At 71.1% G+C, this 24,011-nt stretch carries 19 protein-coding genes; 9 read left to right on the forward strand and 10 right to left on the reverse strand.

Going from position 1 to position 24,011, the window contains the following annotated elements:
* Positions 1 to 224: 224 nt before the first annotated feature.
* Both NAEX_RS39250 and NAEX_RS39255 read right to left on the reverse strand, forming a co-directional pair.
* Positions 225 to 725: a hypothetical protein gene (locus NAEX_RS39250; protein WP_096332588.1), complete on the reverse strand. Its 501-nt coding sequence runs from the start codon at positions 723 to 725 to the stop codon at positions 225 to 227.
* A 15-nt stretch (positions 726 to 740) separates the two neighbouring features.
* Positions 741 to 1,709 (reverse strand): STAS domain-containing protein, encoded by a 969-nt coding sequence (locus tag NAEX_RS39255; RefSeq protein WP_170136388.1) that lies wholly within the window; start codon positions 1,707 to 1,709, stop codon positions 741 to 743.
* Positions 1,710 to 2,016: 307 nt separating this feature from the next.
* On the opposite strand from NAEX_RS39255, the gene NAEX_RS39260 reads away from it, so the two are divergent.
* From NAEX_RS39260 to NAEX_RS39280, 5 genes are all read left to right on the forward strand, one after another.
* Positions 2,017 to 3,492: a hypothetical protein gene (locus NAEX_RS39260; RefSeq protein ID WP_143140994.1), complete on the forward strand. Its 1,476-nt coding sequence runs from the start codon at positions 2,017 to 2,019 to the stop codon at positions 3,490 to 3,492.
* Between the two features lie 261 nt (positions 3,493 to 3,753).
* The gene (locus NAEX_RS51445; RefSeq protein ID WP_170136389.1) at positions 3,754 to 3,894 is read left to right on the forward strand and encodes a hypothetical protein; all 141 of its coding nucleotides are present in this window, start codon (positions 3,754 to 3,756) and stop codon (positions 3,892 to 3,894) included.
* 612 nt (positions 3,895 to 4,506) lie between these two features.
* A complete protein-coding gene (locus NAEX_RS39270) occupies positions 4,507 to 5,010 on the forward strand; it encodes a hypothetical protein (protein WP_143140993.1) in 504 nt (167 codons plus the stop codon).
* Between the two features lie 205 nt (positions 5,011 to 5,215).
* A complete protein-coding gene (locus NAEX_RS54795) occupies positions 5,216 to 5,659 on the forward strand; it encodes a helix-turn-helix domain-containing protein (protein WP_476703776.1) in 444 nt (147 codons plus the stop codon).
* Complete coding sequence (locus NAEX_RS39280) at positions 5,550 to 6,227, forward strand: IS630 family transposase (RefSeq protein WP_096332593.1); 678 nt, start codon at positions 5,550 to 5,552, stop codon at positions 6,225 to 6,227. Before NAEX_RS54795 ends, NAEX_RS39280 begins: the two co-directional genes overlap by 110 nt.
* A gap of 615 nt (positions 6,228 to 6,842) precedes the next feature.
* Here the strand turns inward: NAEX_RS39280 and NAEX_RS39285 are convergent.
* The gene (locus NAEX_RS39285) at positions 6,843 to 7,811 is read right to left on the reverse strand and encodes a fibro-slime domain-containing protein (RefSeq protein ID WP_096332594.1); all 969 of its coding nucleotides are present in this window, start codon (positions 7,809 to 7,811) and stop codon (positions 6,843 to 6,845) included.
* 463 nt (positions 7,812 to 8,274) lie between these two features.
* On the opposite strand from NAEX_RS39285, the gene NAEX_RS39290 reads away from it, so the two are divergent.
* The 3 genes from NAEX_RS39290 (at position 8,275) to NAEX_RS39300 (ending at position 12,965) form a co-directional block, all read left to right on the forward strand.
* On the forward strand, positions 8,275 to 9,270 hold the full coding sequence (locus tag NAEX_RS39290) for an MBL fold metallo-hydrolase (RefSeq protein WP_096332595.1): 996 nt from the start codon (positions 8,275 to 8,277) through the stop codon (positions 9,268 to 9,270).
* Between the two features lie 144 nt (positions 9,271 to 9,414).
* Positions 9,415 to 9,783 (forward strand): hypothetical protein, encoded by a 369-nt coding sequence (locus NAEX_RS39295; RefSeq protein ID WP_143141422.1) that lies wholly within the window; start codon positions 9,415 to 9,417, stop codon positions 9,781 to 9,783.
* Positions 9,784 to 10,250: 467 nt separating this feature from the next.
* Positions 10,251 to 12,965: a serine/threonine-protein kinase gene (locus NAEX_RS39300; RefSeq protein WP_170136391.1), complete on the forward strand. Its 2,715-nt coding sequence runs from the start codon at positions 10,251 to 10,253 to the stop codon at positions 12,963 to 12,965.
* A 102-nt stretch (positions 12,966 to 13,067) separates the two neighbouring features.
* Here the strand turns inward: NAEX_RS39300 and NAEX_RS39305 are convergent, their stop codons facing one another.
* Positions 13,068 to 14,327, reverse strand: a complete 1,260-nt coding sequence (locus tag NAEX_RS39305; protein WP_143141423.1) for a hypothetical protein — start codon at positions 14,325 to 14,327, stop codon at positions 13,068 to 13,070.
* A gap of 281 nt (positions 14,328 to 14,608) precedes the next feature.
* Between NAEX_RS39305 and NAEX_RS54090 the strand changes: the two genes are divergently transcribed.
* On the forward strand, positions 14,609 to 14,740 hold the full coding sequence (locus NAEX_RS54090; protein WP_256254124.1) for a hypothetical protein: 132 nt from the start codon (positions 14,609 to 14,611) through the stop codon (positions 14,738 to 14,740).
* A 50-nt stretch (positions 14,741 to 14,790) separates the two neighbouring features.
* Here NAEX_RS54090 and NAEX_RS39310 read toward each other — a convergent pair whose 3' ends face one another.
* The 6 genes from NAEX_RS39310 to NAEX_RS39335 all read right to left on the reverse strand — a co-directional run bounded on the left by NAEX_RS39310 (position 14,791) and on the right by NAEX_RS39335 (position 23,861).
* Positions 14,791 to 15,996, reverse strand: a complete 1,206-nt coding sequence (locus tag NAEX_RS39310) for a hypothetical protein (RefSeq protein WP_143141424.1) — start codon at positions 15,994 to 15,996, stop codon at positions 14,791 to 14,793.
* Between the two features lie 648 nt (positions 15,997 to 16,644).
* Positions 16,645 to 17,631 (reverse strand): hypothetical protein, encoded by a 987-nt coding sequence (locus tag NAEX_RS39315; RefSeq protein ID WP_096332600.1) that lies wholly within the window; start codon positions 17,629 to 17,631, stop codon positions 16,645 to 16,647.
* A 197-nt stretch (positions 17,632 to 17,828) separates the two neighbouring features.
* A complete protein-coding gene (locus NAEX_RS39320) occupies positions 17,829 to 18,320 on the reverse strand; it encodes a hypothetical protein (RefSeq protein WP_096332601.1) in 492 nt (163 codons plus the stop codon).
* Positions 18,317 to 20,977 carry a phosphoenolpyruvate synthase gene (locus NAEX_RS51450; protein WP_245913990.1) on the reverse strand — a complete coding sequence of 887 codons (2,661 nt, stop codon included), beginning with the start codon at positions 20,975 to 20,977 and terminating at the stop codon, positions 18,317 to 18,319. The genes NAEX_RS39320 and NAEX_RS51450 overlap by 4 nt, the downstream gene beginning before the upstream one ends.
* Before the next feature lie 2 nt (positions 20,978 to 20,979).
* On the reverse strand, positions 20,980 to 21,765 hold the full coding sequence (locus NAEX_RS39330) for a TetR/AcrR family transcriptional regulator (protein WP_170136392.1): 786 nt from the start codon (positions 21,763 to 21,765) through the stop codon (positions 20,980 to 20,982).
* Between the two features lie 206 nt (positions 21,766 to 21,971).
* Positions 21,972 to 23,861: an IgGFc-binding protein gene (locus NAEX_RS39335; protein WP_143141425.1), complete on the reverse strand. Its 1,890-nt coding sequence runs from the start codon at positions 23,859 to 23,861 to the stop codon at positions 21,972 to 21,974.
* Between the last annotated feature and the right edge of the window lie 150 nt (positions 23,862 to 24,011).

The raw sequence follows: 24,011 nt of genomic DNA on the forward strand, positions 1-24,011 counted from the left end.
TCGCCAGCGAGCCCAGCGGCGAGAAATGGGGTGAGCGGCTCGAGGTCGCGTCGCGCGGGCTCGGAACCGTCGATTTCCTCACTCGCGCGATCCGGCGCTGCAGCTCACGCGGGCGACACGGTGGGGTGAGCGATCACGGCCCGCAGCGGCCGCCGTGAAGTCGCGCGACGCGACTGGACGCCGGGGCGGCGCCGAAGACGCCGCCGAGGTCGGCCGCGGGCGGTTCAGCGGCGGATCTTCGCCAGGAAGAAGTCGCCGTCGCCGCGACCGACGAGAGGACCGCCGCCGAAGTCGATCATCACGTCCTTGCCCGGCCAGGCGCCGACGAGCACGGCGTCCACCCCGGCGAGGGCGCCGCGGCCGAGCGCGAGCTGGTCGGTCTTCCATTCCCAGGTCTGCTCCCCGCCGGCGTACAGCCTCACGGAGAGGGCGTCGTCGAGGTACACGGTCACGAACAGCGCGTCGGCCGGATCGAAGTGCAGCTCGGTGAGGTGGGCGTCGGTGGACGCGGACCCGTTCTGCTTCGACCCCAGGTTCTCGCCCGCGGCGTCGAAGCCGGCGAGGACGGCATCGAAGGAGCAGGACTCGGGGTTGGGATTGACGAAGTGGTCGTCACCGACGTCGACCTCCTCGCCGAACAGGCCGCCGAAGGCGATCCGGCCGCCGGTGTCGACCGCGACCGACAGGCCGTAATGCGAGCCGGGGCCGCCGGCGACGCGGTGCATCGGGCTTTCGCGCGCTCAGTCGCGGCGGGTCGGCGGCGCCGACCGCATCGCGTAAGCGATGCCCTGGTCGAGGCTCGGCAAGATGCGCGCGCCGCCGAGCTCGGCCCCGAGATCGACGAGCGTGCGCGCAACATCGGGGCCGATGCCCGTGAGCACCAGCTCCGCGCCGAGCAGCTTGACCGCGCGGGCGACGTCGGCGAGCGCCCGCGCCGCAACGGTGTCGACCTGCGGCACGCCGGTGACGTCGAGCAGCACGAACGCGGCCCGCCGAGCCTGGACGCCGGCCAGGATGGCCTCGAGCAAGCGGCCGGCGCGGTCGGCGTCCACGTCGCCGATCAGCGGGACGGCGACGACGTGGCGAGCGATCGGCACCAGCGGGGTCGACAGCGCCTGCAGCGTCGCGCGCTGGGCCTCGATGACTTGCTGCTGCAGCGCGGCGCTCTCGGCCGCGGCGACCTCGAGCGCGACGGTCCGCTCCTGCACCCGTGCCTCGAGCTCGCGGTTGAGCCGCAGCACCGTCTCGCGGTCGCGGCGCTGCTCGCTGATGTTGCGGACGACGATGACCATCTCGTCGGCGCTGATCCGGATCAGCCGCGCCTCGTACCATTCGACCGAGCTGCCGATGTCGAGCGAGTATTCGATCCGGGCTCTGCCGGCCGGGCCCATCGCCTCCGCGAGCGCCTCTACGGTGAGTGCGCCGACGTCGGGCGGCACCACGTCCTGCATGCGCTTGCCGAGGAACGCATCGGGCGGGACGTAGAGCGGGCTGGTCGGACTGGCGAGGTAGTTCGTGACCGTGCCGTCGACGCGGATCTGGAAGAATAGGTCCGGCACAGCGCGGTAGATGTTTTCGAGCGCCGTCGCTAGCTTGAGCCGGTCCTCGACCGCTCGCTCCGCCTCGGCGGCGTCGCGCTCGAGGCGGACGATCGCCTCGCGGAGTCGCTGGTTTTCGGCGCGCAGGTCGGCGAGCATCGGGTCTTCCATGGTGGGAGGGCGACGATACTCGAGCGCTGTCGTCGCGAGTAGATCGACGAGTGCGGGCGGGCGCCATGGGATCATTCCGAGGTGACGAAGTCGACGTCGTGCGGTGATGACGTCCACGATCTGGCTCTTCGAGCAGGTGAGGCTCGTCCGCGCTCGGGCGCTGCTTTCGGCGCAGGATCCGCCGCCTCGGACCGGAGGCGTCATCTCCGCATGGCCGCGCGTGCGACGCGGCGACGCGTCCGCCGACGCCCTCGTCGTCGAAGTCACCGGGCGTCGGGACAGGCGGTGCCATGATTTTCGCGCCATCATGACGAGCATTCACCGTACGGCCGGACGACCGTCGCTCCGCGGCCTCGTCCTCCTCATGACCGGGCTCGCGCTCGCGGCCTGCGAGCCGCGGCCCGAGTCCGCCGCGGCGCGGTCCGTCTCCCTGTGCGATGTGGTCCGCGCCGGCTGCGAGCGCCAGGTGGCCTGCCGGGTCTTCGTCTACAACGCCGCCACCGAGATCGACGCTTGCGTCGCCGCTTCCGGCTGCGCGGCGCAGGAGGCGACGTACCTCCAGCACGGGGTGACGCTACTCGCCGACGCCGCGAAGCGCTGCATCGACGGCCTGTCCGCGAGCCGCTGCGACGAGTTGTTCGTGACCGACGACTCCTCGGGTAGCATCTCGGCGCTGGAGATCATCCCGGGCTGCCGTGACCTGTTCGCGGGTACCCGGCCAGAGGGCGCCAGCTGCGTCGAAAACGTCGAGTGCAGCCCCGGTCTGAAATGCGACGTCTCCGGATTCACCTGCCCCGGCGCATGCGCCGAGCTCGAATGCACGGTCGGCGGCTGCGGCGAGGGTCGCTTCTGCTCCGTGCGCAACGACGTGTGCCTGACGCGAAGCGGCGCCGGCGAGCCCTGCGAGGCGAGCGAGTTCGAGAACAGCTGCGTCGACGGGTACCGGTGCGGCTGGGACAGCGAGGCGAGACAGGAGCGATGCGAGCCCCAGATCCCATTCGGCCAGCCGTGCCATCAGCTCGACCTCTTCGTCTGCGAGGGTGACGCGACGTGCGACACGGACTTGAACGTCTGCGGCTCGCCCCACCCGCTCGGCAGCGCGTGTTCCACCGCCTCGGAGTGTGTGTACGGCGCCTACTGCGACTTCTCCGACCGGACCTGTCGCCCCTGGGGCGCGGAAGACGACAGCTGCAGCGCCGCCTGGCTCGCCTGCGGCCCCGGCCTGTACTGCCTGCGTTACCTCGGCGATGTCGCGTGCGTGGACGACGGAGGCTGCGGGCCCGGCCAATCGTGTTGCGGCGGCGCCTGCGTCCCGGCCACCGACGAGGACTGCGACCCCTATCCGCTCGGAACCTGTCGCCCCGAGCCGGACTATTACACCCCCTTGCAGCCGGCAGGCGTTCAGGAGGTGTTCCCGCGCCCGGTGGCTTCAGCGGGTCAATCGTGCAACGACGCGGTCTGCGGCCTCGGCCTGGCCTGCCGGCCCGTCGACGACTCATTCGCCGAGTGGCGCTGCGAAGCGGGCCCGCAGCTCGGCGAATCGTGCAAGCCGGACGACCCCTACGAATTCTCCGCGGCCATCAACGAGCGCGTCCACGATGCGCTGGCCGGCTGCGGCGAGGGCGTCTGCGACATCCTCGCCAGCTGGACCTGCGTCGAGCCAAAACCCGCCGGCAGCGCCTGCAGTTACGAAGGGGTCACCCGCGAATGCCAGTCGCAGCACTGCGAGGACGGCCGTTGCCTCGAGTTCCTGAGCTCGTGCGCCCGTCCTCCGTCCGAATGATCGCACGCGGCGCAGGAGCCCCGCCACGCCCTCGGCGACGAGTTCGAAGCGACTGGCCCCGCGACGCCGCTGCGGACGCCATTATCGTGCGGCCACACGACGAGCAGCGTCTCGCCGCGAGCCTGACGCCGCCACTCCGGGCGCGCCGAGCAACTTCGGGCTCCCCGGCCGTCGAGGAGCGCGCACGACGTCATGCTCTTGCAGCGCGCGAGCTCCTCGGTGAGCTCGAGCGCGGGCAGGCGCTCGTCGACGAGCGCGACAGTGCTGTCATCACACTCGCGGATCGCTCCCCGGGGAGCGCGAGGCTCGTCTCCGTCGCTCGGCCTCGGCGGGACCTTCTGCGAGAAGGGCGAGCCCTACTTCGACACCTGCGCCATGTACCACCTGCGCGTCGGCGACTGAACGCCGCGGACGCGCGGCCTCGTCGCAGCGACGGCGAACGCGAGACCCACCCAGCAGCGGCTGGAATCGCCCGGGGGGGCCGAAGCGATCGACAGCATGGATCGCCGCTCATGGTCTTGCCGAGCAGGGTCATCTCGAGAGTTCGATTCAGCTTCACGATGAAGCCGGTGCAGCCGCTTCAAGGTCGAGGCCGGTGGCCCGGCTATGCCCAGACGATGACATCGGTGCGCCAAACGTCGAAGCGCAAACCGGGCAGAACCGGGCGGCGAGAACTACCTTCTCGACGCGTCGATCGTCGTCGAGGTAGAGCCTCACGTCAGCCCGGGACGATGAAGCACTGGATGCTGGTGTCGATGCGGAAGTTCGACTGGGTGGTGTGGCGCTCGGCGGCGCGCGGGCTTGCAGGTGGTCGCGCTGGGTCGCTGCGTTGGGCGCGGTGAGGTGGAGCACGAGCCGTCTTCTCCGGCCCACTCATCGCTTTGGATTTTCATTCGTGCGCCGCACCACTGGCGCGCGTGCGAGGGTGTTCCACGCTCGACACGGACGTCGGCCGCGCCGGAGGACGAGAGCGTTCGCCGGATGGGCGGAAGACAAAGCACAGGAGAAACTTCGATGAAGGCATTATTGGCGCGCGCATCTGTCCAGGCCATGGCAGCCATCCTCATGGTGGGCGCCGTCGGGATCACGGCGGAACTCGGCACCCCGATCGCAAGTGCAGCCCCCGCCAAGGGCGCGCAGAAGGTGCGGCTGACCCCGCAGAATCGCGACTGCAACGGCGATCCTGTGGCACCGATACTACCGAACCCGAGCGATCACGGCTTCGCGAACATTCACCCCACCGGCTCGGGGACGCTGATCGCGAACGTGGTGCTCAAGGGCGGGACGCCCAACACGACATACAACATCAGGCTGATTCAGACCTTCAACGGAACCGCAATTCCGGGCGAGTGCGTCTTTCTCGACTCCGACGGTACGCTGGTCACCGACGAATTCGGGGACGGGAGCGCGAACATCCAGGAGAGCCTGCTGCCGTCCGCCAATGACGCCTTCGTGGTGCTCAACAACCTGGCCGCCCCCACCACCGATTTCTTCACCACGGAGGAAGTAGAGTTCTAGTGCTCCGACCGTAGCGTAGCGATCAAAAACCATGCGCGAATTTGCGCTCTGTCCGAGATTCTGATCTACGGGTGCCATGAGGCGGAAGAAGCCACGACCCCGGTTCCCCGGACTCAAGCTCAAGGACGAGGATCGAGAGCTCCTGCGGCGAAAGGCTCGGGAGCGGCAAACGGAGCGGACCTGGAAGCGAATACGCATGCTGCAGATGTTGGACGAGGGGAAGTCGCTGGCGGCGACGGCGGCAGCGGTTGGATCGGCGGTCCCATCCGTTCGGCGGGTTGGAGAGCGGTATCTCGCCGCGGGCGTCGAAGTCGCGCTCAAGGACGCGAAGCGGCCGATCCCGCCGCGGAAGCTCGACGCTCGGCAAGAAGCGGCGATCGTCGCCATGGTCTGCGGGCCACCTCCCGAAGGACGCGCTCGGTGGACAATCATGCTCATCGTCGAGGAGTGCATGAAACGCAAGCTCGTCGAGCAAGTCGGCCGGGAGACGATCCGGGTGTTGTTGAAGAACCACGCGCTCAAGCCGTGGCGGGAAAAAAATGTGGTGCGTTCCCCAGATCGACGAGGAGTACGTCGCACGGATGGACGACGTCCTCGACACCCTGGCGCAACCAGCCGACGCGTCGGAGCCGGTCGTCGCCCTGGATGAACGACCGGTCGTACTTCGAGACCCCGCTCGACCTGGCCGGCCAGCCTCACCTGGCCGCATGGCTCGCCAGGACTATGAATACGTGCGGCGCGGAACCGCAAATGTCTTCTGCATCGTCGAGCCCAAGGCAGGACGCCACCTGACCTACGCGACGCCCAACCGCACGGCGAAGCAGTTCGCTCGGGCTCTCCGCAAGATAGCCCAACGATATCGTTCGGCGCGGACGATTCACCTCGTCATGGACAACCTCAATACCCACCGCCAGAACTCGTTGTGCATGGCCTTCGGCGATGATGCGGGGCGCGAGCTATGGAGCCGCTTTACCGTGCACTATACTCCCAAGCACGGGAGTTGGCTCAACCCTGCTGAGAACGAGGCGAGCTTGTGGTCACGTGAATGCCTTGGACGTCTCCGGATCGGCTCTCTCTCCGAACTGCGCCGTCGCACGTCCTTGTGGAACAAGGACGCCCACCGGCGACGGCGGAAGATCACTTGGCGGTTCACCAAGGAGCAAGCCCGAGCGGTGTTCAAACTCGACCAGATCTCTACGTCGCGGTCGGAGCACTAGTCGGGCCGAGGCGAGCTCAGCTACGGCAGCTCCTCCGCCTCGCCACGTCGTGGCCGCGGACCAGGCCGCGGGACATGGCCTTTCGAGCATGAGTGCCGCATGGTCTCGCGCGCCCTGTCCGGGAACAGCGACGGGGACAGCGTGTGCGTCATGCTCGCCACGCTGCGCTCTACGGAGCAGGAGGAGCGCTCAAGCCGCCGAACCGTTCGGCCGTCAGGCCGCAAGTCGGCCTCGTGAGCGGCTGAGGACGCCGACCGACTCGGCGGCGACGCGGAGGCCGCTGACGATCACCTCGGGCCGCAGACCGCAGTGGCCATACGGGAAGCGGGGTTGCCGCTCTGACGGAACACAACTGCGGTTGGCAATCCCGGTTGGGCTTGCCGCGCTGTCAGCCCGGCCTCGGATCGCACAGGCCGCCGTTCTCGACCTGGGAATTGGTGCGGAAGGTGTTGAGGAACTGCCAGTTCTCTTCATCTCCTGGAGCACGGTGCCGCCCTCGCGCACGTTGGTGCCGGGATGGGCACCGCGGCGAACAGGGCATGACGGCGGGTTTATCGGGTTGCGCTGGGCGGAGCGATCAATGCAGGGCACCCTATTGCCGCCGTGGGGCCCCTATCAGCCCGGGACGATGAAGCACTGGATGCTGGTGTCGATGCGGAAGTTCGACTGGGTGGTGTGGCGCTCGGCGTGGAAGATGTCCATCGGGTAGGTGCCGCCCAGCTGGATGCCGAAGTAGCCGGCGTTGGCGTCGAGGTCGATCGAGTCGCTGAGGGCGCCGTGGACGCCGCCGAGGTCGATGGCGAGCTTGCCGTTGATGAACAGCCACAGATCGTCGTCGCCGGTGAATGTGAACACCTCACCGCCCGAATAGGTGAACTCGGTGTGGATCTCGGTGGTGAAGTGGAAATTGTGGTCGTTGCCCTGGTTGCCCCAGCCCTGGTCGTCGATCGGGAAGAAGCTGTTGTTCTGGTAGGTGTATTGACCAGGCATCGTCTCGGTCAACAGGATCTCGATCTCGAACGATTGATTGACGTCGGCGACGTCGTTGTACCACTGGGCGAACTCCGCCGGGCCGGTGGTGACCGAGGTGCCGCCGGCGTGGGCGTAGACCGGCTTCTTGTCGGGCCCGAGGTCGACCTGGACGAGGCCGTCGACGGTGCCGCCGTAGCTCTCGAAGTCGGGGTGGCTCTCCTTGAAGTCGCGCACGGTGGCCTTGAGCACGGAGACACACTCCGGCGGCGGCTCCCCGGTGGTGGTCGTGGTGCCGGTGGTGGTGGTCTCGGTGGTGGTGGTCGTGGTGCCGGGGTCGGTCGTGGTGGTGGTCGTGGTCGAGGGATCGACGGGACCGGTGGTGGGCCCGGCAGTGGTGGGCTCGACGGTGGTGGCGGCAGTGCCCGGGTCGGTGGTGCCGGGTTCGGTGGTGCCGGTCTCGGAGGTGCCGGTCTCGGAGGTGCCGGTGGTCAGGCCGGTGATGCTGGTCGGGTTGGTGGCGGTGCTGCCCTGGACGTATCCGGAGTCGCCGCAGGCGGAGGAGGCGAGGACGAGGGCGGAGAAGGTGAAGCTGTACTTGAAGACATGTCGCATGGGACTCCCGCGGGCCGGGCCGGCCGACGATCTCTTACCACGCCACGCCCCGCGCGGCGCCCGGGGAACACCGGGCCGGGCGCGCCCCGGTCGGTGTGAGCGGCGACGCGAGGGCGCGGCCGCACGGGGCAGACCCGCGAGCCGGGTCGGGGCGCCGGCATGGGCGACAGTGGGGGTCGACGACGACGAGCTCGGTGCTCGCCGGGAGGCAGACCGCCGGGTCGGAGGCCGGCCCGGGTGCTCGGTGCTGAGCGCGGCGGCGCGAGCGCTCGCAGGCACGGGTCGGGGATCGGCGCGTGCGGATGTCCTTCGAGACAGGCCGTCCCGCGGAGGCGGGCAGGGTGGCGCCGCCGCGTCGGGGCCCGAGGCGCCCCGGGGGGTGGATCGGCGCGTGCAGATGTCCTTCGAGACATCCGGACCGGCGGTGGACAGGGCGAGGCGGCAGCACTAGCCTTCGCAGCCGATGTTCGCCCGCGCGCTTCAGCTCGTCGCCCTCTCGTCGCTCGTCCTCTCGGCGCCCGCGTGCGTCAGCCACTCGTCGACGCCGATGACGGGCCGGGTGGAGGTGCCGCTGGCAGAGCGACGGATCGGGCAATACATCTCGTCGGGCTGGTCGTTCGATACGTCGAGCTTCTGGATCGAGGGACCCGAGGGGGTGGTGGTGATCGACGTGCAATTCTTGCCCTCGGTCGCGGCCGAGGTGATCGCGGCGGCCGAGCGCGTGACCCGCAAGAAGGTGGTGGCGGCGATCGTGCTGCACGCGAACCCCGACAAGTTCAACGGCACGGCGACGTTCCAGGCCCGCGGGATCGAGGTGTGGACGGCCGAGCAAGTGCTGGCACGGATCCCCGAGGTGTTCGCCAGGCGCACGGAGGCGTTCGCCGAGCGCTACGCGCCCGACTGGCCGACGGCGGTGCCGCAGCCGCGCAGCTTCGGGGCGGCGACGACGACGCTGAAGCTGGCCGGGCTCGAGCTGAAGGCGCACGTGCTCGGGCCCGGCTGCAGCCCGGCCCACGTGGTGATCGAGTGGGGAGACCACGTGTTCGTCGGCGACCTGGTGGCCAACAAGGCCCACGCGTGGCTCGAGAACGGCGAGACGGAGGCGTGGCTGCAGCGACTGGCGGAGATCGAGGCGATGCAGCCGAAGCACGTCCACCCGGGCCGCGGCCGCTCGGGCGGGCCGGAGCTGATCGCGAACCAGCGCGAGTACCTGCAGGCGGTGCTGTCGCTGGTGGCGGCCGAGAAGCCGACGCTGCCGCCCGACCCTGCGGCGATGCAGCGGGTGCGCGCGGAGCTCGAGCGCCGCTACGAGGGCTACCGCTTCCCGGTGTTCCTCGAGATCGGGCTGCCGGCGGTGTGGCGCCGCATGGCGACGGGGAACGCGACGGAGAGCCCGGCGGCGGGGCCGGCGGAGGGGCCGGCGGAGGCTCGGCCGGCCGGGTCGAACTCGCAGCCGTAGTCGACGGCGGGCTCGCCGGTCACGCCGAACGCTCGCTCGCCGCCGTCGGCGGGGCGGTCGGACCGCCGGGGAAGCGAGGGCGAATCGCGGCACTCCGGCGAGGTCATGCGATGCCCGCCGCCGCGGGCGCCCGATGTTTTCTTGATGCTTATTTTCGCCGGTCGCCCTGCCGCATTGCAGGTCCTGCGACATACTTCGGACGCGCGCGCGGGCTCAAGGGTAAAGCCCAGCGCGGCGGGCGACCGGAAACTTCGCGGGAGAAATGGGATGAGGACGAAATGCCTTTTCGCGGTCTTCGCCCTCGCTGCATGCGAGGTCGAGGGGGAGCTCGACGAGTTCGATTCCGGCGTCGCCCTCGAGGAGGACGAGGACGCGGAGCTGGACGTCGACCCGGCGGACGACGCCGAGGAAGAGGATGAAGACGAGGAGGCTCCGCAACCGAACGAGGTAAAGCCGCCGTGTGCGAACGGCAGCCCGTCCTGTGGGCCGGGGCCCACCGCGAGGCCCCACTGATCCGGGAGGGCGCGGTCGTCAGCCGGAGTCTCCGGAACGGCTCGATGAGGCCGTCACGGTCGGAGGGCGCGCCGAAGCCATCGCGCCGCGCGCCCGGGGCCTGCCGCCGCTCCCATCATCGATAAATCCCGCGCCGCGGACGCCGGCGTTGGCATCGCCGCTTCGTTCGCATGGACCATGGCATGGACACGTCGAGCCGTCTTGCGCAGATCCAGTTCGTAAGCTTCCCCCGTGGTTTCAGGTGAGGCCGGCTCCCCGATAAGCATCGGCGTCGATGGTCGTCACGAGATTACATGTCGTCCGCTTCCAAATCATCGCAGCGGGAATCCGACAGCGGAGCATCGGCGGACACCGAGACCACCCTCGATCACCGTTCGCGCGGGCTCGACGCCCACGACCGGCAGGCCCGGGTAAAAGCCAATGCGCCGCCGCCCGAGCGGGCTCCCGCGCGGATCGGTCATTTTCATGTGCTCGGCCGGATCGGGGTCGGCGGCATGGGCGTCGTCTATTCGGGGTACGACGACGAGCTCGACCGGCGGGTGGCGATCAAGCTGCTGCGCGACTCGCTCGAAAAATTCGCCGAAGTCGACGGGCCGCGGTTGATGCGGGAGGCGCAGGCGCTCGCCCGCCTGTCTCACCCCAACGTGGTCCAGGTCTACGAGGTCGGCCGGCACGACGGTCATTCGTTCGTGGCGATGGAGTACGTCCGCGGGAAGACGCTGCAGACGTGGCTCCGTGAGCGGCCGCCGCCGCGCCCGTGGCGAGAGGTGCTCGAGGTCTACGTGCCCGCGGGCCGCGGGCTGGCCGCAGCCCACGACGTCGGCCTCGTCCACCGCGACTTCAAGCCGAGCAACGTGATGCTCGGCGACGACGGGCGGGTCCGCGTGCTCGACTTCGGTCTGGTGAGCTCGCTCGCCGCCGAGGGCGACGACGGGGCGAACGCGTCGCAGCGGTCGCCGGCGACGGCGACGCGACCGTACGCGCTGGCGACGCCGCTGACGATGACGGGCGCGGTCCTGGGGACGCCCGCGTACATGGCGCCCGAGCAGCTGGGCGGCCGCCGCTGCGACGCGCGCACCGATCAGTTCAGCTACTGCGTGGCGCTGTTCGAGGCGCTCTACGGGGTCCGCCCGCACGTGGGGGCGACGATCTGGGACGTGCTCGAGGCCAGCGAACGCGGCTGGATCCGCCGCCCCCCGGCGGGGGCGCGGGTGCCGGCGTGGCTGCACGCGGCGGTGCTCCGCGGGCTCGCGCCGGATCCCGCCGGGCGGTGGCCGTCGATGCGGGCGCTGCTGGAGGAGCTCGACCGCGATCGCCGCGGTCCCGTCCGCCGGCACTTCGGGCTCGTGCTCGGCGGCCTCGGCCTCGCGCTCGGCGTGTGGGCGAGGCCGCTGCCGCCGACGCCGGTCGAACAGTGCGAGCAGGAGACCGCGGTCGACCCGTTCGCGCAATCGTCGGTCGAGGCCCGCACCCGCTCGCTCGCCCCGGCCGTCCACGCCCGCCTGGCGCGCCTGGTCGACGGCTGGCGGACCGCCCGCTTCGACCTGTGCCTGCGCCATCGCGGCGGATCGCTGTCGGCGGCGGCTTACCGGCGCGGCCTCGAGTGCCTGACGTCCTACCGCGCGGTCCTCGTCCGCGTCGGCGAGTCGCTGGCGGCCGGGGCCGATCTGTCCCACCTGTCCGGGCTGGCCGCCTGCTCGGCCCCGGAGAACCTGCTCCGAGAGTCAGGCGAAGCGGGCGCGTCCCACCGCGAGCAGACGGCCCGGATCGGCGAGAAGCTCGCCGCGGCGCAGGCGGCCCTGATCCTCGGCCACCACCGCGACAGCGAGGCGCTCGCCGCCCGCGCAGTCGTCGACGCGCGCCGGCTCGCGGACGGCCCGACCCTCGCCGCCGCGCTGTATCACCTCGCCCGCGCGCAGGAGAGCGGCCCGCAGGCGGCGGCGACCGAGGACACGCTGGCCGAGGCCGCCGACCTCGCGGCGAAGCACGGCCTCGACGAGCTCGCGGCGGACGTCGCCCTGCATCAGCTCCGCGTCACCTGGCGACTGGGCGGCGGGATGCGGGAGGGGCGGGTCCGGTTCAACAACCTCCGCAGCCACCTCGCCCGCCTCGACGCCGGCGGCGACCTCCGCGAGGCCGACGCCCACGGCTACCTCGGCGACCTGGCCCTCGACGCCCGCGACTACGCGACCGCGCGCGTCGAGTTCGAGCGCGCCCTCGTCGGCCACGCGAGCGCCGATCCGTTCCTGAGCACGCGCGCGCTGATCGGGCTCGGACGCGCGCTCACGGCCGAGCGGCAGTTCGCGGCGGCCCGCGTCCGCTTCGTGGCGGCGCTGCGGATCATCGAGTCGGAGCTCGGCCTCGATCACGTGCGCGTGGTGCAGCCGCTGCTCAACCTCGGCGAGTCCCACATCGAGGAGCAGCACTACGAGCTGGCCGAGGCGCCGATCCTGCGCGCCCTCGCGATCCTCGACGCCAGGCCCGGATCCTCGCTGGTGCCGGCGGCGCATTACGACGCGGCGCGGATCGCCGAGGCTCGCGGCGACTTCGCCAGGGCCCGCGAGCACGCCGAAGTCGCCCGCGCCGCCTTGCGGGCCCCGGGCCTCGTGGACGAGCGACGGATCTATCTCGGGCGGGTCCTCGACCAGGTCGGCCGCATGAACTACCAGGCAGGTGAGTTCCGGGCCGCGCTCGCGCCCTACGTCGAGCTGCTGCTCGCGCCCGAGGGGCATGCGCTCGACGATGCGCCGGTGCTCTCGGTCGCGTACGCCAACGCCGCCGAGATCGCCTACCTCGCCGGCGCCGACGAGCTGGCCCTGCGCTTCGCCGCGGCCGCCCGTCCGTTCGTGGCGCGGCTCGAGCCCTCGGACGCGCGCAGCCTCGACGTCGACCTGGCGCTGGCGGTGGGGCCCGCCCTGCGCCGGCAAGGGCGAGCGGCCGAGGCGGCGGCGGTGCTGCAAGCCGCCCTCGCGGCCTGGGGCCCGGGCGACCAGGCGAGCGAGCCGCGCGCGGCCGGCCTGCACGAGCAGCTGTTCGCGGCCCTCCGAGCCGACGCGCCGGCGCACGCGCGCGCGCACGCGCTGCGAGCCCGCGCGCTGCTGTCCGCGCACGATCCTCCGCCCCGGGAGCGAATCGCCGCGCTGTCGGCGTGGCTGCACGCCCATCCCTCGGAGGCGCGGTGAGCTTCGACCTGTCGGCGAAGCGCGCGGCCGTCCGGGCCGGCTGCGTGCTTCATCGGGTTCGGCTCGCGCGCCGGTCACGAGGTCGCGCGACGCATCGCGGCTTTAGCCGGCCGGGTCGAAGCCGACGTCGCAGCCGTAGCGGACGTCGAGCTTGGCAGCCGGATCGGCCTGCACCTGGGCGCAGGCGTCGGGGCAGAGGATGACGGTGGCGTCCTGGATGTAGAAGGCGTCGGGCTCGCAAGCGGCGAGGTCGACGACCTGATGGAAGGCCTTGACCGGCGGGACGCCGCCGGCCTGGTAGTCGATCTCGATGGTGTTCGGATCGATGGTGCCCATCGGCGGCTCGGGGATCGGGAAGGAGCAGGCGATCGGGGTGGTCTCGACGACGTCCTTGGCGATCTCCTGGAAGAGGACGTCGAAGGCGTCGGTCTGCGCCAGCGGGAACCGCCAGCCACCGGTGATCACGCTGACGCGCTGGATCGACCCGCCCTCGCCCTGCAGGGGATCGCCGGGCAACCACGGAGCGTCCGGCGGGTTGTTGGCGGCCATGGTGATGATGGTGTGGAAGACGTAGTCGCGCGCGCCGGGGGTGCCGAAGTGCGGCGGGTCGAGGGTGAGCAGGGCGGTGTCGAAGGCGTCGCCGTCGGCCTCGCTGGCCGAGGCGCTGGTGCCGTCGGTCATGGCGAGGATGACCTTGCGCGTGCCGTCGCGCAAAAGGTCGCGGTAGCCGTTCGGCGCGAGGCCGTGCGGATCGGGGGCGGTGTACCAGGCGAGGATGTTGTCGAGGAAGGCGCCCGAACCGGTGGCGGCGTCGTAGTGCTTGTAACGCTCGGTGACCGCGGGGACCGGCGGCGGCGGGTTGCAGTCGGTGCCCGAGAGCGGGGCGCTGATGCAGATGTCGAGCTGCCCGCCCGGGGGGTAGTCGCCCAGGACGATGACGCGGTAGTCGATGTCGCTGGCGCCGAGGATGGCGGCAAAGTCGTTGTTGATGCTGGCCTCGACGGCGGCGATCGCCGCCTGCATGGAGTTGGAGGTGTCGACGACGACGACGACGTCGACGCCGATCGACTGGACCTGCGGCTCCAACATCTGCGCGGCGCACTCGCCGGTGGTGGCGCCGTCGCCCTGGTCGGGCTGGGCGCCGAGGTCGAGCTTGGGCGCGCCCGAGGTCGAGGCGGTGGAGGTGGTCGGCTCGCCGGTGGTGGTGCCGTCGGTGACGGCGCCGTCGGTGGGGCCGAGGGTCGAGGTCGGGCCGGGACCGCTGGTGGTCAGGGGGGCGTTGGCGGTGTCCTGGGGCCGGCCGCTGTCGCCGCAGGCCGCGAGCAAGGGCGCGCACAGGAGGAGCGCAGAAAGGCGAGACATCGCGGGATGGTACTGCAAGGCGGCGACGACGTCGGCGCGCGAGGCTGCGCGCGTGGCCGCGATCGCGGATGGCCCCGGACCCGATGAGACGGTCGATGGGACAGGTGAGGGGCGGCGCTCGGGACTGGTGAATCATGCCCCCGCCGCGGGGCGGCCAAACACGGGTGAAGAGGGCGTCGAATACCCGCAGGAGAGCGTCCAATCGGCCCGAGCCGGCGGGGATCAGGGACCCGGAGCGCGTCGAGGGCGTATGCTCCGGGGGCGTCGCCGTCGCGACTGCCGTGCAGGCGCTCGACGTGCGGGCGGCGGGCGAGCTCGTGTGGGTGCGCGCCGCGGCCCGCATGGCGCTGACGCACGTCGTCCCGACGGTCGCGCTCGCGCTGCTGGCGATCGGGTCCGTGCGCGAGGCGTGAGCGCGCCCGCGCTCTGTCTTGAAAGACATGCCGCGGGCGCGTCCGGCGATTCAGGGGTTACACCAGCACCCGATCCCGCAGTCCACGCCGGCGGGGCAATACACCTTGCGCTCCACGTAGGTGTCGATCTCGGGGCACGTCATCTCGGCGATGTGCGTCGGCTCCTGCGTGTAAATCTTCCCCCACGGCTCGGGGATCCAGAAGGCGGACGTCTTGGGCCGGGCCCAGAACATGTTCAGCACCGTCTGCTCGTCGGGGTAGGTGTCCATCCACCACGGGTCATCGGGGTTGCGGAGCTCGACGAACGCGCCGTACTCGAGCATCCACTCCATGTTGTGGAAGATCTCGTGGATGAAGATGTCCCGCCACTTGCCGGACAGCGGATCGTTGACGTACTGCCGCGTCGTCAAGGTGAGGTCGTTGTTCCAGGTGGTCGGGTTGGTGAACGGTTGCAGGCCGATGTCCGGTCCCGGCCACACGGCGTTGGCCACCCCGGCCCTCACGATATCGTCGGTGTCGTGCCAGGCGACGCTGACGCTGATCATGTCGTACTCGTCGATGTCGTAGCCTGCGCCCGCCAGTTCGGCCGTCAGGCGATCGAAGTCGGTGAACTCGGCCTGCATCTTCGGATCGGGGCTGGCGTCCGCGAACGAGCTCAGGCCGAACGGGGTCGAGAGCACGAACTGATCGAAGTTCAGCCGGACCATGCCGCGGGAGGTGGTGTGGATCCGGTGCACCGCGCGGGCGTAGTGTTGACGCAGCGCGAGCGACTCGGAGATCGTCATGTAGTCGGCGAACGTGTCCTGCAAGATGACGTGCAGGGTGCGCAGCTCGATGTACATCTGGTCGCTGGTCTCGGAGTGGACGCGGTCGTCGAGCCACGGGTTGAGCGGGTCGTACACCGGGTACGGCGGGTCGCTCATCGCCGCCGCCTGGTCGTAGATCAGCCCGACGACGCTGCCGTCGTGGATGTCCTCGGTCGACGGCCCGACGCACTCGACGAATGGGCTCGAGAAGGTCAACGTCTCGTCATCGTCGTAGTTGATGACGTTGAGCGTCACGTCGCCCACGGCGAGGTAGGCCGGGTCCGCGCTGCCCGCGACCTCCACGGTGATCTGGACCGGGATGTCGCCGTCCTCGACCTCGTCGTCGACGCCCTGCAACTGGAACCGCTGCGGGTCGTTCCAGTTGCTGGCGGTGAACACCGCCGAGGTCGCGCTGATGACCTTGACCTCGGACTCGTTCGACGATGTCACGCCGACCGTGACGTAGCCTGTGGGCGCGCTGGTCAGCCGGACCGAGAACGAGGCCGATCCGCCTTCCTCGGTCGGAACCGCGTCGAGGCCGCTGACCGCGAGGCCGGCCGCCGAGGCGAGCGCGGGGGACAGCGACGCCAGCGCGGCACAAGCGACGAGCGCGTGGGACCGCGAGCGAGAGAGGAGGGATGAACGATGGGATGGAATGTGTCGTATGGTCTTCACAATCCATCAGTGCTGCTCCCTCGCAAAACGATCGCGCCGTCCGTGCGCGGCGGGGCTACGCGGGTGCGAGTGCGCTGATTCGTCGAATCAGGGCGCAGCGGACGGTCGCGGTCGTCCATCGGGCCGCGGCCGGCGCTGCCCTTCGGTGAATCTTCGATGGGGCATGTCTCATGGGACATTCGTCCCATGGGACATCCGTCCCATGAGACAGTGGATGTGCGCGTCAGGCCGCGAGGGCGCCGGCCGCGGGAGCGGACGACGCGGGCGAAGCGCTCGACCACGCCGGCGCTGGCGCCGAGGCTGGTGATCGGCCTTTCAGACAGGTCCTTCGGGACAGGTCGCGCGGGGACCTCGCCCTCGCTGGGGACGACGATCGAGGTTCAACCGGCGCGAATGTTCATGGTCGGGGCGGCGGCTCTGCGGTCACCGCGGCGGCAGGCCGTCCCAGACCTCCAGGTCGTCGATCTGCCAGCCGGCGCACGCCCCGTCGCCGTCGACGCAGTCGGCGTAGTCCCGCTCGTCGCCCGTCGACGCGTAGAAGAGCTGGAAGCCGGTCCAGTGGAACTCGCGCTCGGGCCCGTACGGGATCCGGCCGTCCACGAAGCGCTCGTCGTCGGCGACGAGGTGACCGTCGACCCAGACCGTGAAATAGCGCTCGTCGTAGTCGATGAAGTACTCGAACCGTCGCCAGCGTCCGGGGCCCGGGCTCACCGCGGGGTTCTGCAGCCACAGCATCGAGTAGCCCCAGTTGTCGCACGTCCCGTCGGCGCGACACGCCTCGCACACGTCGTCGGGGCCGGTGCAGTGGGCCCAGTGGTTCGACTGGCACCCGTTGTTGTACGCGATCGCAAGGCCCTGGCTGTGGAGCTGGCCCCCGAAGTACGCGTCGAGCTGACAGCCGTTGGCGTCGACGAAATAGAAGAGCTTGCCCTCGTTGCCCGAGCCGTACGTGAAGTCGTCGTGGCGGAACCAGTACGAGAAGTACATCTGGTGCGGGGTGCGCTCGGCGATGTCGTGGCCCGCGCCGCGCCAATCCAGCAGCGCGTTGCCGATGCCCGGCAGCCCGGTGATCGGGTCGATCACGTGGGCGAGCTGGTTGCCACGCAACGACCGCGAGCCGCCGTGCGGCTCATGCGTGACCACCGCGACGTGACCCTCCCACGTCTCGCGTCCCGTGAACTCGCTCTCCCAGCCCTCGGCCTCGAAGTCCTGGCGGTAGAGGAGCTGGGCCCCCGCGGTGCTCGAGGGTTCGGTCGGGACGTCGCCCGTCGTCTCGCCGCCGCTGCCGGTCGATGTGCTCGCCGTCGAGGTGCCCTCGTCGGTCGCGCTACCGGCGCCTCCACCCCCGCCGCACGCAGCCACCAAACCGAAGACCAGGCACCGCGCGCACTCCTTCGTTCCCGTCGCCATGCGACCGATTCTCACCCAAGACGCGCGCCCCGTGGGTATCGAGCCCTCGCAACTTTGCGAGTCCCGTTGGCAGGAACGCGACTGCCAGCCGGGCGCGGTACACCCCATCTCGTGACGACAACAGGCCGCAGAAGCAGCGAGGAGAGGCAAAAATGCCTCATCGTGGATGTCGGATGAAACATGTCCTTTCGGACATTTCACGCCCGCGTCAGCCGGACGATGAGTTGCGCGGTGGCGCCGGCGGCGAAGGGGAGCAGGCAGGAGGCGGCGATCCGCAGGAGGGCGAGGCGGGCGCCGTAGATGCCGAGCTCCATCGGCAGGCGCAGGAGCGGGAGGAGGGCCATGCTGGTGAGGTAGGTGACGAGGACGCCGACGCCGGCGCCGGCCTTGAGCAGACCGGCCGCGAGGGGCATGCCGAGGAGGCCGCCGCCGGGGGTGAGGGCGCCGGCCAGCCAGGCGAGGAGGTGGCCGCGGACGCCGGCGCCGTCGCTCAGCCAGCGCTCGACGAAGCCGGTCGGGAGGAGGGCCTCGGCCATGCCGGCGAGCAAGAAGGCGACGGCGAGGATCGGCATCATCGACAGGAAGGTGCGGCCGGAGCGCTGGAGGCCGTCGACGAAGACGCCCTGGACGGCCGCGAGGGCGCCGAGGACGAGCAGGACGGCGCCGAGCAGGAGCAGGGCGAGCTTCACGGGGCGGCCTCCGCCAAGACCTCGACGATGCCGCGGCCGCCGTCGACGCGCAGGCGCTGGCCCGACTTGAGCCGCCGGGTGCCGTCGCCGACGCCGACGACGGCGGGGATCCCGTACTCGCGGGCGATGACGGAGCCGTGGGTCATCATGCCGCCGACGTCGCACACGAGGCCGGCGGCGTGGACGAACAGCGGGGTCCAGCCGGGATCGGTGTAGGGGGCGACGAGGATCTCGCCGGCCCGCAGGACCTCGGCCGCGGGATCGAGGACGACGCGGGCGATGCCCTCGACCACGCCGGCGCTGGCGCCGAGGCCGGCGATGGCCCCTTCGGGCAGGTCCTTCGGGACAGGTCGCGCGGGGACCTCGCCCTCGCTGGTGACGACGAGCGGGGGGTTCAAGTGGCGCGAATGTTCATGGTCGGCGCGGCGAGCGACGATCCGCGGGCGCGGATCGAAGGCGTTGGCGTCGGCGGCGAGCTCGAGCAATTCGTCGTAGGTCAGGAACCACACGTCGCCGGCGGCGGCGATTCGACCGGCGCGCACGAGCGCGTCGGCGGCGGCGAGGACGGTGCTGCGCACGATCTCGAAGCACTGGACGAACAGGTACTTGGGGTGCTCGCGGAGGCCGAGGCAGTGACGCACGCACTGGACCTGGCGGCGGACGAGCCAGCGCACCGGCGCGGGGGCGGCGGCGACCAGGCGCTGCGCGGCGGCCTCGGCCTCGGCCTGCAAGGTGGCGAAGTGCCTGCGGTGCTGGCCGGGAGCGTCGCCGTGGGCCGCGATGCCGCGGATGCTGGCGAGCAGGAGGCCGGGGTCGTCGGCCCAGCGCGGGCGGCCGATGTCGATCTCGGCCTGGCCGCGCATGCCGAAGCGATCGAGGAAGGCGGCGAGGGCGTCGAGGAAGACGGGGCCGCCGGGGAGCTCGCGGAGCCGGTGGAGCTCGCCGGGGCGCACGTGCTCGAGGGCGGCGCGCAGCTCGGGGAAGGGGCGCGCGAGGTCGGCGAGGTCGCCGACGCGGAGGTCCATCTCGGTGGTGACGTTGCCGACGAGGCCGCGCTGGAGGGCCTCGACGTCGGCGGCGTACGGGCTGTCGGCGAAGCGGCGGCGCAGGCGGCCGAGGCTCAGCAGGCCGGACACGAGGCGCGGGGCGATCTCCGGCAAGACCTGGAAGAGGCCGGTGAGCGCCTGCCGGGCGGCGCGCAGGCGGGCGACGCCGGGCGGCTCGGCTTCGACGGCGCGGCGGAATCCGGCGACGCGCGCGGCGACCATGCGATCGGCCCAGGCGGGCTGGTCCTCGAGGCGCGCGCCGAGCAGCACCCAGGCGATGTCGAGCGGGACGCGCCACATCATCCGGGCGAACAGGCCCAGGGCGGCGGGGCGCGGCCTGGCGGCGGCCTGGATCTCGGGGCGGTCGACCAGCGTCGCCAGGCGGGCGCCGACGTCGGGGTAGACGGCGCGGAAGATCCGGAACATCAGCCGGCGCGTCGGCCCGAGGCGCAGCACGGGCGTGATGTCGAGGAAGAGCCGGCTGCCGGCGTCGACCATCGTCGTCGCGCCGCACGGGAGCTCGTCCATGCGGGTCTTGCCGATCGGGAACACCGCGCGCCACAGGTCGCGGCCCATCGGCGTGATCGGGTCGGTCATGTTCTGGGCGTGGCCGAAGCTGAGGTAGAGGTGGACCGCGCCGTCGTCGGGGCCGGGCGCGGGCAATGGATAGAGCGAGGTGATCGGGCGCGCCTGGACGAGCCACCATCGATGGCCTTCGAGGCACCACTCGAGGTCCTGCGGGACGCCGCCGTAGTGGGCCTCGACGCGGGCGCCGAGGTCGGCCAGGGCGGCGACGGCGGCGTCATCGAGGACGCGGGCGCGCCGCCTGTCCTCGGGGACATCTTCGGTGACGGTGCCGCCGCCGGGCACGGGGCGGATTGCCACCTGCTTGTCGCCGACGCGCAGCTCCTTGAGCGCGCCGGTGCGGCGATCGACGCGGTACAGGTCGGCGGTGACGAGGCCGCCGACGAGCGCCTCGCCGAGGCCGTAGCCGGCGTCGATGGTGAGGGTGCCGCGGTGGCCGGTGACGGGGTCGGCGGTGAAGAGGATCCCGCTGGCGTCGGGGACGACCATTCGCTGGACGACGACGGCGAGGGCGACCTGGCGGTGGCCGAAGCCGTTGCGCGCGCGGTAGAGGATCGCGCGGTCGGTGAACAGGCTGGCGAAGCAGCGGCGGACGGCGGCCAGCAATTCGTCGCCGCCGCGAATGTTGAGGTAGGTGTCCTGCTGGCCGGCGAACGAGGCGCCGGGGAGGTCCTCGGCGGTGGCGGAGGAGCGGACGGCGTAGGCGTGCTCGCGGCCGAGGCTCTCGTGGGCTGTGGTGATCTCGCCGACCACCTCCTCGGGCAGCGGGACGGCGAGCAGGGCGTCGCGCACGGCGGCCCCGAGCTCGCGCGCGCCGGCGACGTCGTCGGGGTCGAGGGCGTCGAGCCGATCGAGCCAGGCGGAAAAGGTCGGACAGCCGGCGACGAAGCGGCGATAGGCGGCCGTGGTGACGCAAAAGCCGGGGGGGACGGGGAAGCCGGCGCGGGTGAGGGCGCCGAGGTTTTGCCCCTTGCCGCCGACGCGCGCGAGGTCGTCGGGGAGAGTGGCGGAAAATGGCACGATCATGGTCACGGAGCACCTCGTTTCACACCGCGGAGGAAGAAGGCGACGACGGTCCTGGCGTCGCGCTCGGGGTCGCCGTCGCCGTCGCCGGGCAATCCCCACAGGCTGCCGAGGAGGCCGAAGCCGAACAGCAGGCCCTGGAAGGCGCGCGCGAGCCGGTAGGGGTCGTCGTCGACGAGCTCGCCGCGCTCGACGTAGCGGCGCAGCAGGGCGGCGAGGCCGTGGATCGATCGATCGGGGGCGTCGGCGAGCTCGCCGAGGACGCTGCTGCCGCGCAGGCGCTCGACGAAGATGATTCGCATGAGGGCGGCGTCGTCGCGCATCTGCGTGAGGGCGGCGACGGCGAGCCGCTCGAGGTCGACGGCGAGGTCGCCCGAGGGCTCGCGCGCGGTGCCCCAGACGACCTGGCGAATGTTCATACTCTCGGCGAAGGCGCGGAGGAGGCCCTTCTTGTCGCCGAATTGGCGGTAGACAGTGGCCGTGCCGACGCCCGCGGCCTCGGCGATGGCCTCGATGGTGGCGCCCTCGAGGCCCTGGCGCGAGAAGACGTCGCGCGCGGCAGCGAGCACCTTCTCGCGCGCGTCTCCGCGCATGGGGGCGTCGACCCCCGCCGCCGCGAGCTGCTGCACGAGCGCCTCCCGGCTGCCGACCAGCCGGTAGGCCGAACTGCGTGAAATGCCCGCAGCCTCGGCCAAACGGTCCATGGTGAGCGCTTCAGGCCCGGCCTCGTCGAGCAAGCGCCGCGCGACTTCGAGCAGCTCGGGGAGGGTGACGGCGGTTTGAGATGGCACGAGAGATATGTGAATCAATCGTTCCGTTTCGTCAAGGGGGCGTCACGCGAGCGCTACGAAAATTGCTTCGCGCGGCGCGATGTCGCGCGAGGTCGAGCGCCGCTTCAAACGGCGATGAGGAGCTGTCTGAAGGGACATGTCACGACATGGTGATCCGCCGTGGCGTCATGGCGACGCGCGGCGGATTCATGGCACCGCCAGGTCGGCTACGACCCGAGCTCGACGCCGGCGGGGTACCAGTAGCTCGTACAGAAGCCGGTGCCGTACACCGAGACGCCGACCGGCACGTCCGCGGCGACTTCGTGCTGGCCGGCGGGGTTCGCGGTGAGCTCGACGCGGGCGACGCCGTACTGCGTGGCGCCGATCGGCTCGAAGTCGGCGACGACGAGGCCGTCGAGCGTGACCTCGGCGCCCAGCGGGGCGACGATGCCGACGAAGGTGCCTTCGAAGCCGCTCGGGGTGTGGAACAGGTAGCTGTCGCGGAATCGTTCGGGGGGGACGGCGAGGAGCAGCGACGGGTCGCCGAGGCCACCGCCGGCCTTCTGGCTGCGCATGTACTGGGCGACGACGACCTTGGCGCTGGCGGTGATCATGAAGTCCTGGTCGGTGGCGGCGATCTCGGCGTAGTCGCCGGCCTCGGCGATCGTGGTCGGCGCGCCGGGCTGCGGCGGGTCGTAGCCGAGCTGGGTGTTCGCCTCGGTGGCGATGATGCGGACCATCTGGTGCCGCGGGAGACCGGCCAGGGTGCTCCTCGGCGCGGTGACGACGTACTGCTCGGCCAGCGCGTCGACCGGGAGCATCGACTCCTCGAGGTGATCGCAGGCCTTGAGGCTGTGGGGCACCTGGGTGCAGACGTGGCCGCCGATCACCTGGATCGGCTTGTCGGCGGTGATCCGGGTGCCGGTGACGTCGGCGGTGCTCGGGTTCTGGCCGGTGCGCTGCGAGAAGACTTCGAGCACGTCGCCGCGATCGAGCACGACCTGACCGGTGCCGTCGGCCTGGACGCCCGCGCCGGGCAGGACGGCGTCGCCGGTGGCCGAGGGAAAGAGGGTCACGGTGGTGCCGTCCTCGCTCGCGGTGACGGCGTAGAAGCCGGGCTTTTCGTCGCCCGCCTCGTAGAACACGCTGTTGTAGGCGGCGACGACGTAGTCGGTGGACCACGCGTGGGCCGGAAACAGCAGCGAGGCGTCGTTCGAGGCCGCCATGTCGAGGGGCTCGACGCCGAATTCGATCGGGCTGAACTGGGTCACGGTCACGGGCGCGTCGGAGCGCAGGCGGTAGGCGCCGTCGACGTCCATGAGCGAGGCGGGCACGTCCGAGCCGGCCTTGAGTTCGATGTCCCACGGCAGCTCGAACACGCCGAGGCTGTGCGGCGCGACGGTGTCCATCAGCACGAGCGCGGGGCCCTTGTCGATCTCGAGGTGAGCCGGCGAGTCGCCCGCGTTGGCGACGACGACCGCGAAGGCGAACTTGTCCTTGACGCTGTTGGCGGTGACGGTGGGGTAAAAGTCGCAGCCGAGCGAGCTGGCCCCGAGGACGTCGGGGGCACAGGCGCCGACGCATCTGCGGCTGTCCGCGTCGCACGCCAAACCCTGCACGCCGTCGCACTCGACCTCGTGTTCGGCGGTCCCGTCGTCGTTGCAGAGCTTCAAGATTTCGCCGTCGCAGGTGGCGGCTCCGGGTTCGCAGACGGCGCAGCCGGTGCCGGCGATGCAGGCGCCCGGACAGCGGGTCTCGTCGCTGAAGCCGCCCATGCCGTCGCACACCTGGGCGACGTCGCCGTCACAGACGACCTCGCCCCGGTCGCACGGCTCGCCGGTGGTGCCGGTGGCGCCAGTGGTGCTGGTGGCGGGGGCGCCCGTGGTCGTGGTGCCGGTGCCGGTCTCGGTGCCGACGGGCCCGCCGGTCGTCGGGATCTCGGGGCTGGTCGTCACCGGGCCCGGATCGGGGTCGGTCGAGGTGTTCGTCGCGGTCGTCGTCGAGTCGTCGCTGCTGCCGTCGTTCGCGCTGGCGATGGCGCTCGACTCGTCGCCGCAGGCGGCGAGACAGCAGGTGTAGAGCAGAGAGGTGCGACAGAGACGATGAGGCAGGGACATGCGACTCTCCGGGCAGCGTCGTGGACGCGCGGGTAGAGCCGCGGCTCGCTCGATCGATCACGGGAATTCGCGAGGCCGCGAATTTCATGGCAGCGCGCGCTCGCGGACGGATCGGCGCGAGCGGGTTCGCGAGCGCGTGGGCGATCGGCT

Origin of the sequence: Nannocystis exedens (assembly GCF_002343915.1) — a bacterium.
Taxonomy (GTDB): domain Bacteria; phylum Myxococcota_A; class Polyangia; order Nannocystales; family Nannocystaceae; genus Nannocystis; species Nannocystis exedens.

What these genes read in the sequence shown, in the direction of transcription:
- NAEX_RS39270 (WP_143140993.1), top strand. Translation starts at nt 4,507, where the DNA reads ATGAAGGCATTATTGGCGCGCGCATCTGTCCAGGCCATGGCAGCCATC.
- NAEX_RS39285 (WP_096332594.1), bottom strand. Translation starts at nt 7,811, where the DNA reads ATGCGACATGTCTTCAAGTACAGCTTCACCTTCTCCGCCCTCGTCCTC.
- NAEX_RS39295 (WP_143141422.1), top strand. Translation starts at nt 9,415, where the DNA reads ATGCTTATTTTCGCCGGTCGCCCTGCCGCATTGCAGGTCCTGCGACAT.
- NAEX_RS39280 (WP_096332593.1), top strand. Translation starts at nt 5,550, where the DNA reads ATGTGGTGCGTTCCCCAGATCGACGAGGAGTACGTCGCACGGATGGAC.
- NAEX_RS51450 (WP_245913990.1), bottom strand. Translation starts at nt 20,977, where the DNA reads ATGATCGTGCCATTTTCCGCCACTCTCCCCGACGACCTCGCGCGCGTC.
- NAEX_RS39305 (WP_143141423.1), bottom strand. Translation starts at nt 14,327, where the DNA reads ATGTCTCGCCTTTCTGCGCTCCTCCTGTGCGCGCCCTTGCTCGCGGCC.
- NAEX_RS39260 (WP_143140994.1), top strand. Translation starts at nt 2,017, where the DNA reads ATGACGAGCATTCACCGTACGGCCGGACGACCGTCGCTCCGCGGCCTC.
- NAEX_RS39255 (WP_170136388.1), bottom strand. Translation starts at nt 1,709, where the DNA reads ATGGAAGACCCGATGCTCGCCGACCTGCGCGCCGAAAACCAGCGACTC.
- NAEX_RS39315 (WP_096332600.1), bottom strand. Translation starts at nt 17,631, where the DNA reads ATGGCGACGGGAACGAAGGAGTGCGCGCGGTGCCTGGTCTTCGGTTTG.
- NAEX_RS39290 (WP_096332595.1), top strand. Translation starts at nt 8,275, where the DNA reads ATGTTCGCCCGCGCGCTTCAGCTCGTCGCCCTCTCGTCGCTCGTCCTC.
- NAEX_RS54795 (WP_476703776.1), top strand. Translation starts at nt 5,216, where the DNA reads ATGTTGGACGAGGGGAAGTCGCTGGCGGCGACGGCGGCAGCGGTTGGA.
- NAEX_RS39335 (WP_143141425.1), bottom strand. Translation starts at nt 23,861, where the DNA reads ATGTCCCTGCCTCATCGTCTCTGTCGCACCTCTCTGCTCTACACCTGC.
- NAEX_RS39250 (WP_096332588.1), bottom strand. Translation starts at nt 725, where the DNA reads ATGCACCGCGTCGCCGGCGGCCCCGGCTCGCATTACGGCCTGTCGGTC.